Genomic DNA, 13,761 nt, shown 5'->3' on the forward strand with positions numbered 1-13,761 from the left:
GGTGGATACGGGCGCGCGGCCGGGCGGGGCGACCGGCCTCGGACCGCCGGGCGGCGGCGCGCCGACGGGGTGCCGGTGACGTCCCGGCACCCCCGGTGGTGTGTACGGGCCCCGCTCGGTGCTCAGACGGCCCCGGTGAGGACGAGCATCGGGTCGGGCAGGCCGGCCTTCAGGGCCCAGGACCGGTGGATCAGGTCCTCGACGGCAGCTCCGGAACGGCGGGCGACGAGCATGGCCTCGGGGTCGAAGGCGGGGCCGACGGCGTCGGCGCTGTACTCCGGTCCCCTCATGTAGGCGGTCGCCTCGTCGGGGTCGGCGAAGACGTCGATCTGCATCTCGACGAAGCTGCCGTCCGGGTCCTGGTAGTACAGGGACGTGGTGACGCCGTGGGCGATGCACACCGCCGGGGCGATGCCCTTGTCGCGCAGCAGCTCGTAGCGGGCGAGGAGGTCGTCGAGGTGGTCGAAGGTGTACGCCACGTGGTGGGCCGCGGCCGTCGTGGGTGTCCTGCGGTCCAGGGCGACCGGCGGCGTGAGCAGGGCGACGCGGTGGTGCTCCTCGTCATAGGTGATGAAGCACAGGCCTTCGTTCTGGAACACCACGTGTCCGTCGAGAACGGCGCAGTACCAGTCCCGCATGCCGTCGGGGTTGCTGGTCTGGAACACGACGTGGGCGAACTTCGGTGTGGCGGACATTCGGTCCTCCTCGATCGGGTCTGCGGGCGTCCACCCGCGATGGGCTGTCACCGGCCGGTCGGCAGGCCGGTGGTGCGCCCGCACGCCGGGTTCGGGTCGCGTGCGGGATGTGCGGACGGCCTCGCGGGAGCGTGGCCGTCAGGGGTCAGGTCCGTGCGACGAAGGTCTGGCGCAGTTCGCCGATGCCCTCGATGGCGCTGACCAACTCGTCACCGGGGGCGAGCCAGCGCTGCGGGTCACGGCCCAGACCGACACCGGCCGGGGTTCCGGTGAAGACGACGTCGCCGGGCAGCAGGGGGATCACCGAGGACAGACGGGCGATCAGCTCGGGTACGGAGAAGATCAGGTCGCCGGTGCGGCTCTTCTGGACCTCCTCGCCGTTCACGGTGCAGCGCAGCCCCAGGTCGTCGGGGTCGTCGAACACGTCCGGGGTGACCAGCCACGGCCCGATGGGGGCGAAGCCCGGGAAGGACTTGCCGAGGCTGAACTGCGGTGCGGGACCCTCCAGTTGCGTGATGCGCTCGGAGATGTCCTGGCCCACGGTCAGTCCGGCGACATGGTCCCAGGCCGACTTCGCGGGGACCCGGTGGGCGCGGGTGCCGATGACGGCGACGAGTTCGATCTCCCAGTCGGTGTGGCCGCCGGGCGGCAGGGTGACCTCGGTGACGGGGCCGGTGATGCTGGTGGCGAACTTGGTGAAGACCGGCGGCATCGTCTCGGGCAGGGCGAACCCGGACTCGGCCGCGTGGTCGCGGTAGTTCAGGCCGGCGGCGACGATCTGCCGCGGGGCGGGCGCGGGAGCGCCCAGAGCGGCGGGATCGAAGGGGATTCCTTCGGGCATACGGGTCTGCGCGGCCCACTGACGGAATTCCTTCCACCGCTCGTATACGGCCTGCGGGTCCGCGGTGAAGCGGCCACCGCTGGCCTCCTCGACGTCGACGGCGAGACCGTCGACGACGAGGACCAGACGGCCGGAGAGGTTGGCGATACGCACGGAACTGCTCCTGTGTTCCTGGGAGGGGGTGGCCCCCGGCCGGTCGTCCGGGCCGGGCAGTGTCTTGCCGTACCCCTGAGGGCGGACAGCGGGCAAGGTGGCCGCGGAATCCTGTCGGATCCGTCGGCTGGGGTGGCGTCGGTGCAGCCGTCGGAGCTGTGGACGTCCACGGGACGGGGCCATCGGCCGGGTGCTGGTCATACAGTAAGACGCTATATGTGATAACAGCAAGGAGTCGGGGTCGACGGATTTCCGGTCGAGTGGCCGGCGGGTTCGGGCGTCCGTGCCGGGGCCCCGGATCCGCGGCGGCCGGGCCGTCCGGTGGCCCGTGATCAGCCGGCGGCGGCTCGGTGCAGCAGCGGGGCGAGCCGGTAGGGGACCAGCCGGCGCATGACGAGTGCCGTACTGGTGCGCTCCACCCCGGGGATGCCGAGGATGCGGCCGGCCACGCGGTACAGGTCCTCGGCGCCGGTCGCGACCACATGGACCAGCAGGTCGGTGTCGCCGGTCAGCCCGTACACCTCGAGGACCTCGGGAATCGCCGCGAGCGCGTGCGCGACCTCGTCCAGCCTGCGTTGGGCGACCTGGGTGGTCACGAACGCGCCGAGTGGATAACCGAGCGCCGCGGGGTCGACGCGGCGCTCGAAGGAACCCACGGCGCCGGTGCGGTCCAGCGCCGTCAGGCGTGCCTGGACGGTGTTGCGGCTCAGCCCGCTCGCCTCTGCGAGTGCCACCGTGGTGGCCCGGGGATGGGCGGCGAGCGCCAGGAGCAGGCGTGCGTCGGTGGGGTGGATCCGCTCGGAGTTGGGCACGGTGCGCACCTTCCGGGGTTGAGAGGGCGGGTGATTGGGCATTCTGCGTCATTTCCTCGCGGGTTCTTGTGCACCGTCCTGAACGGGTGGTCTCCTCGTCCGCAGGATCCGCCCCTGGCAGCACGCCGCCGACCGTGATCCGGTCGTGAGCCGGCCCGATGTGCGCCGGGGCGCCCCCCCGGCGCGCTCTTCACGCCGCCGTGGTTCGTCCCAAGTCACAGCCGGCCGCGGGTCCGCGCGCCGGGTGTGCCGAGCGCGAGGAGACCGTTCCGTCATGACCACCGCACCAGCCGCCCCCCGGCGGGCCCCGGCCGCCGCCCTCGACGTGCTGCACGAGATCGAGGACCGCGTGCTGTGGCTGTCCAGTGCGATCGTGCACCACGCCAACCGGGTGCGCCCCAACCCGTCGGGCCTCAAGGTCGGCGGTCACCAGGCCTCGTGCGCCTCGATGGTGTCGATCATGACGACCCTGTGGTTCCGTCATCTGCGCCCCGAGGACCGGGTCTCGGTCAAGCCGCACGCCTCGCCGGTCCTGCACGCCGTCAACCACCTGCTCGGTGAACTGGACGCCTCCTATCTGCCCACGCTGCGCGCCTTCGGTGGCCTCCAGAGCTACCCGAGCCGGTCCAAGGACCCCGACACCGTCGACTACTCCACCGGGTCGGTCGGCATCGGGGCCACGGCTACGATCTGGGGCGCCCTGGCCCGCCGTTACGCCGACAAGAGCGCCGACGAGGGCTTCAAGGGCCGTCAGTACGCGCTGGTCGGTGACGCCGAGCTGGACGAGGGCGCGGTGTGGGAGGCCCTGATGGACCCCCAGGTCGCCGAACTCGGCGAACTGGTCTGGATCGTCGACCTGAACCGGCAGTCCCTGGACCGCGTCGTGCCGAACATCGCCGCCGGCCGCCTGCACGGCATGTTCGCCGCGGCCGGATGGCAGGTGCTCACCCTCAAGTACGGCACCCTCCTGGAGAAGCTGTTCGCGCGCCCCGGCGGACACGCTCTGCGCGTCCGCCTCGACGACATGTCCAACCCCGAGTACCAGCGCCTGCTGCGCTGCTCGGCCGACGAGCTGCGTGACCGGCTGCCCGGCACCGGACCGGAAGCCCCGGCGATCACCGGGCTGCTGGCGGAGACGGACGATGCGACCCTGATGGAGGCGGTCCGCAACCTGGGCGGCCACGACCTGTCCGCCCTCGACGCCGCGCTGTCCGAGGTGGACGACCACCGGCCCACGGTGATCTTCGCGTACACCGTCAAGGGCCACGGTCTGCCCACCCAGGGCCACCCGCAGAACCACTCCTCCCTGCTGACGGAGGACCAGATGCGGCAGCTGGCCGGAGAGGTGGGCGCCGACCTTGACGACCCCTGGGAGGGCTTCCCCGCGGACTCGGCGGCGGCCCGTCTGTGCGCCGAGACCGGGGCGCGGCTGCGCCGGGACGTCATCACCGGGACGGCGCCCCCGGCGGTCCCCACCGACATCGGCCGCACCCCTACGGGCGTCGCGACCACCCAGGCGGCCCTCGGCCGTACGCTGCTCGACCTGACCCGCAGCGCACCCGAGGCGGCCCGACGGGTGGTCACGGTCAGCCCCGACGTCAGCTCCTCGACCAACCTGGGCGGCTGGGTCAACAAGGTCGGCGTCTGGTCGCCCACCGAGCGCGTGGACTGGTTCGCCGACGACGCGGAGACCATCCTGCACTGGCGGGAGCGGCCGACCGGACAGCACATCGAACTGGGCATCGCCGAGACCAACCTGGTCGGCCTCCTCGGGGAGCTGGGCGCGACCTGGAGCCGCTGGGGCGAGCCGCTGCTGCCCGTCGGCGTGATGTACGACCCCTTCGTGAACCGCGCCCTGGAACCCTGGTCCTACGGCATCTACGCCGGCGGTCAGTCGATCCTGGTCGGCACCCCGTCCGGCGTCACCCTGGCGCCCGAGGGTGGCGCCCACCAGTCCATCACCACGCCGTCCCTCGGTATCGAGCAGCCCGGCTGCACGACCTGGGAGCCCGCGTTCGCCCTCGACACCGAGTGGACGCTGCTGGCCGCCCTGTCCCGCCTCGGCAGACCGGACGGCGGCTCCGCCTACCTGAGGCTGTCCACCCGCCCCGTCGACCAGACCCTCGCCCGGGTCCCCACCGACCCGGCGGCCCGGGAACGCCGCCGCCGCCAGGTCGTGGCCGGTGCGTATCCGCTGCGCCGGCAGGACGGGGCGAAGGTCACCATCGCGGCCATGGGCGCCATGATGACCGAGGCCCTGGCCGCGGCGGACCGCCTCCAGCACCTCGGCATCCCGGCCGACGTCGTGTGCGTGACCAGCCCGGGACTGCTCTACAAGGCCCTCGACGCCCGCGTCGGGCACGGCGAGGCGCCCGACTGGATCCTGGACCAGGTCTTCCCCGCGGAACGGGCCACCCCGATGGTCACCGTCCTGGACGGCCACCCGCACACACTGGCCTTCCTGGCCAACATCCACGGGGTGCCGATCAGCCGGCTGGGCGTCACCCGCTTCGGGCAGTCCGGCTCCCTGGACGAGGTCTACCGCCACCACGGGATCGACGCCGACAGCATCGTCGGCGCCGCACTCGACCTCACCGAGTGAACCGCCGTACGGGGGCCGACGGTTCGGCGGCGGCCCCCCCGTACGGCACGCGGTCAGTCCTCCTCGGACACCGACACGAGTTCCTCGGCCTTCGGCAAGGTGCCGTGGACCTGTCCCGAGGAGGCGACGGCCTCTATCCACGGCGTCAGTGCCTCCGGCGAGATCGAGCTGTCCCAGTCGGGCAGCGGAGCCGTCGCCGCCACCTGGCGCGGTGTCCCCAGCGCGGACGACAGGAAGGCCCGTGCCTCCCGCTCGTGGGACGAGGCCCACCAGTCGGCGGAGTCGAGGGCCGCGACGAAGGAGGAGATCGTTCCGGGGTTCTTCTCCGCCCATGCGCGGTCCGCGATCCACATTCCGGCGACGGCGGGGGAGTCGACCGACAGGAAGGGGTCGCCGAGCGGACGGTGCCCGGCGGCCTCGACCGCGTTCATGTACGGCTGGACCGTCGCGATGGCGTCGACCCGGCCGGCGTCGAGTGTGCGGAGCATGTCGGAGAAGGGCACCTCGACCAGCCGGACGCCGTCGATGTCCACGCCCGCCCTGTTCAGCGATGTCAGCACCGCCAGGAAAAGAGTGCCGGACAGGGACGGCACCGCCAGCCGCTTGCCGCTGAGGTCCGTCGCCGAGTCGACCGTGCCCGACTCGGCGGCGTACATCTGGGCCTGCGGGCGCTCGTCGCTGTCGACGTACGCTCCGGCGATCACCGTGATGTCCTGACCCTGCGAGGCCGCCGCGATGACGTCGGCGGGGGTACCCCAGGCGATGTCGTACTCCCCGCCGAGAGAGGAGGCGAAGGACGTGATGTGCGTACTCGGCAGCGAGGAGATCGACACGTCGAGGCCCTGGGCGGTGAAGTCGCCGTTCTTCTCCGCGAGCAGGGGCAGGCTCGGCGGTGCCGCGTCGACGAGCACCACCCGTACGGTGCTGTCGTCCACCTCCTCGGTCCCTGTGGATGCCGAGCAGCCGACGGCCGCGGTCATCGTCAGTCCGAGGGCCGCGAGCAGGGCGGGAACCCCTCTCGGCCGGCGCACGGATTCGGTCGGAGCTGGGAAAGTCATGGCGCCACTTCTTCGGTGGAGGAACGGGGAGCGCCCGCAGGCGCTCGGTGACCCTTGCTGTGCCCGGCGGCGACGGTGTGCCGGCTCGGCCTTCCACGGCCGCCCCCTGGGTGTCCTGTGCTGCGCCGCGCCCCGGTCACCGTCTCCCGGCCGGCTGTCCGGCCGGGAGACGCACGCCGGTCGCGGTGGTACGGGGAGCCCGGTCAGGGGGTGGGGGAGTGCTCCACACCGCCGACCCAGACGCGCCGGACGGCGCGGGTGGCGGTGATGTCGGCGAGCGGGTCGCCGTCGACCAGGAGGAGGTCGGCGCGGTATCCGGGGCGGATGACACCGCGGTCCCGCAGCCCGAAGGACCGGGCGGGCAGGTCGGTCGCGGCCCGCAGCGCCTCCCGGGCGGTGAGGCCCGAGCGGACCAGCAGCTCCAGTTCGTGGTGGAGGCTGGTACCGAACGGCGGCTGCACCGGGATCCCCGGAGTGCTGTTGGCGTCCGTGCCCGCCAGGATCCGGGCGCCGGCCCGGCGCAGCGCGGCGACGCTGCCCTCGGCGGCCGCGTAGTCCATGCCGGGTATGCCGAGACCGGCGAAGCCCTCCATCATGGTCAGGGTGGGCACGGCGACGGTGCCGGTGGCGGTGTACCGTTCCGCCACCCCGGTGGGCAGGGGGCTGCCGAGAGGTACGTGGTGGATCATGTCGACGCCCGCGTCCAGCGCCCGCTCCACGCCGGCCGTGGTGGTCGCGTGGGCCATGACGAGCTTGCCGAATGAGTGCGCCGCCGTCGTCACGGCCTTGACGGTCTCCGGTGCCGGGCCCGGTTCATCGATGATGACCTTGATGTAGTCGGACCCTTCGGCGATCCGGGCGCGTACGAACCGGGAGGCCTGGTCCGGCCCGGTCAGGACCGCGTCCGCCGGGAAGGTCGGCAGGTGGCTCTGGGGGCTTCCGGGCGCCACCGCCGGAGTGCCCGCGCTGCGGATGTCGGTCAGGCCGGGCAGCCCGCGCAGCGAGTCGGCGACCGAGGGCGGGAAGCAGGCCATGTCCAGGCCGGTCGTCACGCCGGAACCGGCCAGCTGCCGCAGGGTGCTCACGTCTCGCAGGTGGATGTGGGCGTCGATCAGCCCGGGAAGCAGGACGGCACCCTCGCCGTCGATGCTGCGCGCGCCGAAGGCGCTGACACCGATCCGCCCGTTCTCGATGACCACGGTGCGCGGTGCGGTCAGTCCACTGCCGTCGAAGACCCGGACATCGGTCAACGCGACCTTGTCGCCGAAGCCGGCGGTGTGTTCCCGGGCGTGGGCGGTGCCGGGCACCGCCAGCGCCTGCGTACCGGCGACGGCGATGCCGGCTGCCGCGGCCGTCTTGAGGAAGTCACGTCGGTTCCGGTGGCTGATGCACATCGTTGTGCCTTTCTGTCGGGTGGGTGCGGAAGGCGGAGAGCGTCCATGCCCGGGGGCGGGGGCGGGGGCGGGGGCGGGGGTGGCGAGGGTGTCGGCCGGTCCACGGTGGGGCGGGGCCCGCGACTGTCGGCCGCGCGGAGCCGGTTTCGCGACACGGGCGGACAGTCCGGCAGCAGCGCTGTCGGGTGCGGTCCCGGCAGCCTCGGCCGGGTCGCCCGGGTGGCATCGGGACGGACCGACCGTAGCCGCTATATGTGATAACAGCAACCCTCCGGCTTCCCCCGGTGACCGGCCGTCAGACGCCGACGGGAAGCAGCCGCTGGAAGGCGTGGGATCCGCCGTCGGGACATGATGGGATCACCGGCCCGGTAGGAGAGGCGGTGCCGACGCCATGAGGGTGAGCAACGCGGACAGCGGCGGTCCACTGGCCGATGCGGCGGCCGCATTGGTCGATCGTCGCGGTGTCGTGACCGGGTGGTCCCGTGCTGCGGAAGACCTCCTCGAGCGGCCTGCTTCGGACGTACTGGGCCGTTCCGTCCTGCGATTGCTGGCCGGGCCCGGCCCCGCTGCCGCGGGCACCGTGCCGGACAGCGGCACGGTCACGCTGCTGCGCCGCTCCGGGCGGCCCGTCACCGTTTGTTACCGCGTCGAGCGGCTGCGGGAGAGCACGCAGATGCTGATCCTCGCCGTCACCGCCGACCGGGCGTCCGAGACCGAGCGGGCGGAGGCCCTGTCACGGGCGCTGCTCTCCCAGGACCGGATCGGGTTCGTCCTGCGGGACACGGAGCTGGCCGTCGTGCGGACCAACATCGTGTACGGCAGGTTCCCCGGGCCGCCGCTTCCCGTGGGGAGCCGGCTCTCCGACGTGATGCGCCCGTCCGATGCCGCCGTCGCGGAAGCGGCCTTGCGCGGTGTCCTGGAATCCGGTGAGGCCTTCGCCGGGCGCGACCAGCGGGTGAGGTCGGCACAGCCGACGTACGGGGACTGGTCCTGGTCCGTGTCGGCCGTACGGACGGAAGACGGGAACGGCCGGCCCACGGGCGTCGCGGTCCTGCTCACCGATGCCACGGAACACTGGCGAGCGGCTCGCCGGCGCGAGCTGCGCCATCGGGCGTCGGCTGAGATCGGGGGCACGCTCGACGTCAGGAGGACGGCGCAGGAGATCGTCGACATGCTGGTTCTCGACTTCGCCGACTACGCGTGGGTCGATCTCGCCGACGCCGTCCTCACGGGGGACGAGCCGCCGAAGACCTTCGGCGGAGGGGACCTCCACCTGCGCAGGGCGGCGGTGTGTTCCGCGGACGGCTCATGGCCGGGGGAACTCCTCCAGCCCGGCGGTGCCGTTCCGCCCCTCCCGGACCTGCCGATGGTGCGGAACCTCCAGGAAGGCCGCACGATCGTGGTCGACAGGGCCGCCCTGGAACGGGGCCTGGCCGATCCGGCTCGCGTACGGCTCGCGGCACCCGAAGACGGTCACTCCATGGCCGTCGCCCCGCTCTTCGCGCGCGGCCTGGTGCTGGGCGACGTGGCTGTCTGGCGCGCGGACCGGCCCGACCCCTTCGACGACGAGGACGCGGCCCTGCTGACCGAGGTCGCCGCGCACGCGGCTCTCAGCGTGGACAACTGCCGTCGCTACACCCGGGAACACCGCGCCGCCGTCACCCTCCAGAGACGTCTGCTGCCCCAGGCGACCACGTCCACCCGGGTCATGGAGACCACGGGCGCCTACGTGCCGGCGGCGGGCGGCGCCGAGATCGCCGGGGACTGGTTCGACGCGATCGAACTCCCGTCCCTCCGGACCGCCCTCGTCGTCGGGGACGTGACCGGCCGCGGTCTCCACGCCACCGCCACGATGGGACGACTGCGTACCGCCGTGCAGACACTGGCGGATCTGGAACTGGCGCCCGACGAACTGCTCACGCGTCTCGACGACTTGGTGACCCGGCTGGCGGACGAGACGGATCCCGCGAACCGCGACGCGGTCGGCGCCACCTGTCTGGTGGCCGTGCACGATCCGGTCACCCGCCGCTGTACGGTCGCAGCGGCAGGCCACCCTCCGCTGATCATGGCGGTGCCGGGCGGACCCGCCCGGTCGGTCGCCGTCCACCCGGGGCCGCCGCTCGGCGTGGGCGGTCTGCCGTTCGAGGCCAGGACCGTCGACGTGCCGCCGGGCAGTCTCCTCGCCCTGTACACGGACGGCCTGCTCCAGCGGTACGGCACCGACATCGACGACGCCACGCGTGACCTCACGGACCGGCTGGCGCGACTCCAGAGTTCCGGAGGTGACCTTCCCGCGCTGGCCCGGACCCTCATGACGGACGTCGAGGGGCCCCCGCCGCGCGACGACGCGGCTCTCCTGCTCGCCCGTACTTCCGCGCTCGACGCGGCCGATGTCGCTTCCTGGGAGTTCCCGGCCGACCCTGCGGCGGTGGCCTCGGCCAGGGAGGCGGCGACCGGCAAGCTCGCCGAATGGGGATGTGAGGGCAACGCCTTCGTGACCGAACTGATCGTCAGTGAACTCGTCACCAACGCCGTACGGTACGCGGGCGGGCCGGTGGGTGTGCGCCTGATCCGCGGCGAGGTGCTCTTCTGCGAAGTCACCGACCCCAGCAACACGCAGCCCCGCCTGCGCCGCGCCCGCACCACCGACGAAGGAGGCCGGGGCCTGTTCCTGGTGGCCCAGCTCAGCCGCCGCTGGGGAAGCAGGTACGGGCCGAGCGGCAAGACCATCTGGGTCGAGCAGGAGCTGTCCGCCTGAGGGCTACCGAACGTCGGCCTCGCGCAAGGGGCGGAGCGCGGCGGTCACCCGGGTGAGCTCGTCGAGCATCGCCTTCGCCGAAGAGGTCATGACCTGATTCGGCGTGAGTTCACCGTCCTTGACGAATTCGTGGACGAAGGGAATCGAGACGGCTTCGAAGAGGGGGGTCATCTTGAGGGTCGTGACCACCTGCTTGATCATCTGAGCTGCCCGGGTGCCCGCGGAGACGCCCCCGTAGCTGACCAGGCCGACGGGCTTGTACTTCCACTCGTTGTGCAAGTAGTCGATGGCGTTCTTGAGTTCCGCGTTGTAGCCGTAGTTGTACTCCGGCATGACGAACACGAAGGCGTCCGCCTCGCTGACCTTGGCGCTCCAGTCGAGGGTGTGCCGGTGGGTGTACCGGCCGAGACGCGGGTGAAGCGGCTCGTTCATGAACGGCAGGTTCACCTCGGCCAGATCGACCACCTCCACCTCGTGGAAGCCGCCGTGTTCGACGGCGATGGTCTCCACCCAGCTTCCGATCACTGGGCCGACACGGCCGGGGCGCGTGCTGGCCACGATGATCTCGAGCTTTGTCACGGTCACTCCTCTTGGTCTTCGTCCGATGACGTCCTTGGGGTGAGCGCGACGGAGTCGGAGGGAATCCCGCTCGCCCCTGAATCATCATGATGATTACTCTGATCATGCGACGGTGTGGGGCGGAGCGTCAAGAGGGCACGGGGCCTTCGGTGTTCTTCCTGCGCAGGAGGGCTGCGGTCCGTCCACGACCGCGTCGGATCCGGGAACCCTCCTCGCGGCGGTCCGCCGATGCCGGCACGGCACAGGCATTGACATGCGCCCGTTGCGAGCCCCAGCATCACTGCCAGTTCCCCGCGGTGCGACCGTGGCGGGGAAGGGCACCCTGCCCGCCCGCTGCGCATGCGCTGTCGGACATGCCGTCCGTGACGCCCGGCGACGCGTCTCGCGACGCGACACACCGTGTGCCACACGCTGCCGGTGCCACCGGGCGCGCTCTCTTGGGCACGCTCCCCGCCGTGGCACCTCGTGCCCCCCGGCAGGGGCGCTTCCTTCTCCACCGACGACCGCCCCCACCCGGGCCCCGCCCGTCGGTCACCTCCGCCGGGCGGGACCGGGAGTCGTCGGGCCATCCCGCGATCGGCCCGATCGCGCGCCCACGACCTCTTCGGTCCGCCGTGGCCTTCCCGCTCGTGCAGTCCCTCATGAGGAGTACGGACATGAATTCCACCCCCGGCACACCCACGACCGGGGCCCGCCCCGGTCCCGCGGTGGTCCTCGGGCTCGTCATCCTGTGCATCGAGGGGTACGACCTCTTCATCCTGGGGGCGGTCGGCCCCTCCCTGCTCCACCATCCCGACTGGGACGTCACCAAGTCGACGCTGGGACTGCTGGGCAGTCTCACCGCGCTCGGCATGCCCCTGGGCTCCATCGCCGCCGGCTGGGCAGGTGACCTCTACGGCCGCCGCCTGCCCATGACCATCAGCCTGGCCTGGCTCTCTCTGGCCATGCTGCTGAGCGCCGTGGCCGGCAACCTCGCCCTGTTCGGCGCGACCCGCTTCCTCACCGGCATGGGCATCGGCGCCCTGATCCCCCTCGTCACCGCGTACGTCAGCGAGGCCGCCGACCCCGCCCGGCACTCCCTCCAGGTGGGCACCGCCACGACGGGACTGGCCATCGGCGGCATCGTCACCGGCGTCGTCGGCCGCACCCTGCTGCCCGAGTGGGACTTCCGTACCCTCTTCCTCTTCGGCGTCATCCCCCTGATCCTGATCCCCGTGGTGTGGCGCCTGGTCCCCGCCGTGGTCCAGGACCACCCGGCCGAGGCCAAGGCCGAGACCGCCCCGGCCGCCGGGACGGAGGAGTCCGGCAACCGGCTCCGCCGCCTGCTCGGGCCGCAGTACCGCCGTTCCACCCTGCTGTTCTGGGCGGCCACGTTCTCCGGGCTCGTCATCGTCTACGGCGCCAGCACCTGGCTGCCCACGCTGATGGTCGACAACGGGTACGACCTCAGCTCCTCGCTGGAGTTCTCCATCGCCTTCAACGTCGGTGCCGTCATCGGCACCCTCGGCGCCGCCCTGGTCGCCGACCGCGGGCTGCTGAAGGTCTCCACGATCGTCAGCTTCCTCCTCGCCGCCGTCGCCATGATGTCCCTGAGCACGCCGCAGCCCCGCCCCCTGCTCCTGGCCGCCTCCGCCGTCGCCGGCTTCGGTGCGCTCGGCACCCAGGCGCTCGTCAACATCTACGTCGCCCACGCCCACCCGGCGCGGCTGCGCGGCACCGCGCTGGGCTTCAGCCTCGGCGTCGGCCGCGTCGGCGCCATCGTCGGCCCCAGCTACGTGGCCGCCGTCACCGTGCTGATCAGCTCGTCCAAGGCCGGCTTCTACGCCTTCGTCGTCCCCGCGCTCCTCGGCGCGCTCCTGATCGGACTGCTGCGGTCGGGCCGCCGTACGTCCGCCGCCGCGCCGGCCGGTGCCCCCGCCGAGGCGGACGCGCCCCTCGCCCAGTGACCCGGAGCCCGTTACAGGCACGGAAAAGCCCCCGGCGGTGTGCGACCGGCAGACCGGTTCGGACACCGCCGGGGGCGGCCGCGTTCAGGACAGGGCGGAGAAGGCGATCTTCTCGTTGCGGGCGAGGTGCTGCTCGACGGCGACGGCGACCGCGTCGGGGTCGCGGGTGCGGAAGGCCGCCACGAGGTCCGTGTGGGCCTTGCCGCGCCGCTCGTGTTCGGTGGGATCGGGGTCGAGCCGGCCGAAGCCGATGCGGATGTAGCGTTCCCCTGCCCGCCAGAGCGTGGTGAGGACCCGGATGTCCCAGGCGGTCGCGGCCGGCGCCAGGAGGGCGAGGTGGAAGGCGTGATGGTCGTCGTAGATGTCGGCCATGCCGTGTTCCCGGGAGCCGAAGTCGATGGCCCGGGATTCCAGCAGGTCCAGCTCCTCGTCCGTCAGGAGACCGCACGAACGCCGGGCGATCTCCGGTTCCAGGGCGCGCCGGAGGCGGTAGATGCCGTGCAGGTCGTCGAGGTCGAGCGGGGTGATGACGGCGCTGCGGCCGGGCCGCATGATGACCAGGCCCTCGCTCTCCAGACTGCGCAGTGCCTCACGGATGGGGATGAAACTGATGTCGAGCATGCCGGCCAGCTCGCGCAGCGAGTACTCCGCACCGGGGGCCAGGTCGCCGGCGAGGATCGCGCGCCGCAGTTCCTCGGTGGCCTGCTCCACCACGGACCGTGACGTGATGGGCTGGAGAGCCCCTCGGGGTGTCGCCACGGTGTGTCCCTCGCTTCGGCCGTCCGGTGGTGGATATCAACTATAACTACGCCCCGGTATGGGAGCTGCGTGCATGACAAGGGCGCACCGGGGGTTCCGTCCGTCGCCGACAACGCCCCGCACCGTGACGGGCACGGGTGCGGGGCGCGGGGTCAGCAGGGCGG

General features: G+C 72.2%; 10 protein-coding genes. 3 read left to right on the plus strand and 7 right to left on the minus strand.

The features are described 5' to 3' along the window. Positions 1-122 precede the first annotated feature (122 nt). The 3 genes from ACFV5H_RS20235 to ACFV5H_RS20245 all read right to left on the minus strand — a co-directional run bounded on the left by ACFV5H_RS20235 (position 123) and on the right by ACFV5H_RS20245 (position 2,501). Positions 123-695: a VOC family protein gene (locus ACFV5H_RS20235; RefSeq protein WP_385059700.1), complete on the minus strand. Its 573-nt coding sequence runs from the start codon at positions 693-695 to the stop codon at positions 123-125. A 145-nt stretch (positions 696-840) separates the two neighbouring features. Continuing rightward, positions 841-1,689 (minus strand): fumarylacetoacetate hydrolase family protein, encoded by an 849-nt coding sequence (locus tag ACFV5H_RS20240; RefSeq protein WP_385196365.1) that lies wholly within the window; start codon positions 1,687-1,689, stop codon positions 841-843. A 332-nt stretch (positions 1,690-2,021) separates the two neighbouring features. After that, positions 2,022-2,501, minus strand: a complete 480-nt coding sequence (locus tag ACFV5H_RS20245) for an Lrp/AsnC family transcriptional regulator (RefSeq protein WP_385059528.1) — start codon at positions 2,499-2,501, stop codon at positions 2,022-2,024. Positions 2,502-2,775: 274 nt separating this feature from the next. Between ACFV5H_RS20245 and ACFV5H_RS20250 the strand changes: the two genes are divergently transcribed. Further along, positions 2,776-5,103, plus strand: a complete 2,328-nt coding sequence (locus tag ACFV5H_RS20250; protein ID WP_385196368.1) for a pyruvate dehydrogenase — start codon at positions 2,776-2,778, stop codon at positions 5,101-5,103. Positions 5,104-5,156: 53 nt separating this feature from the next. On the opposite strand, the gene ACFV5H_RS20255 is transcribed toward ACFV5H_RS20250, so the two are convergent. After that, positions 5,157-6,161 (minus strand): ABC transporter substrate-binding protein, encoded by a 1,005-nt coding sequence (locus ACFV5H_RS20255; RefSeq protein WP_385196371.1) that lies wholly within the window; start codon positions 6,159-6,161, stop codon positions 5,157-5,159. A gap of 203 nt (positions 6,162-6,364) precedes the next feature. Next, positions 6,365-7,555: an amidohydrolase family protein gene (locus ACFV5H_RS20260; protein ID WP_385196374.1), complete on the minus strand. Its 1,191-nt coding sequence runs from the start codon at positions 7,553-7,555 to the stop codon at positions 6,365-6,367. Between the two features lie 391 nt (positions 7,556-7,946). Here ACFV5H_RS20260 and ACFV5H_RS20265 point away from each other — a divergent pair, with 391 nt between their 5' ends. After that, the gene (locus tag ACFV5H_RS20265; RefSeq protein ID WP_385196377.1) at positions 7,947-10,313 is read left to right on the plus strand and encodes a SpoIIE family protein phosphatase; all 2,367 of its coding nucleotides are present in this window, start codon (positions 7,947-7,949) and stop codon (positions 10,311-10,313) included. A gap of 3 nt (positions 10,314-10,316) precedes the next feature. Here the strand turns inward: ACFV5H_RS20265 and ACFV5H_RS20270 are convergent, their stop codons facing one another. After that, entirely contained in the window at positions 10,317-10,892 is a 576-nt protein-coding gene (locus tag ACFV5H_RS20270; protein ID WP_385059575.1) for an NADPH-dependent FMN reductase, read from the minus strand. Between the two features lie 656 nt (positions 10,893-11,548). Here ACFV5H_RS20270 and ACFV5H_RS20275 point away from each other — a divergent pair. Next, the gene (locus tag ACFV5H_RS20275; RefSeq protein ID WP_385196380.1) at positions 11,549-12,838 is read left to right on the plus strand and encodes an MFS transporter; all 1,290 of its coding nucleotides are present in this window, start codon (positions 11,549-11,551) and stop codon (positions 12,836-12,838) included. Between the two features lie 84 nt (positions 12,839-12,922). Here ACFV5H_RS20275 and ACFV5H_RS20280 read toward each other — a convergent pair whose 3' ends face one another. Then, on the minus strand, positions 12,923-13,597 hold the full coding sequence (locus ACFV5H_RS20280; protein ID WP_385059642.1) for a GntR family transcriptional regulator: 675 nt from the start codon (positions 13,595-13,597) through the stop codon (positions 12,923-12,925). Between the last annotated feature and the right edge of the window lie 164 nt (positions 13,598-13,761).

It is taken from the genome of Streptomyces sp. NPDC059787 (genome assembly GCF_042732315.1).
GTDB classification, from domain to species: Bacteria; Actinomycetota; Actinomycetes; order Streptomycetales; family Streptomycetaceae; genus Streptomyces; species Streptomyces atrovirens.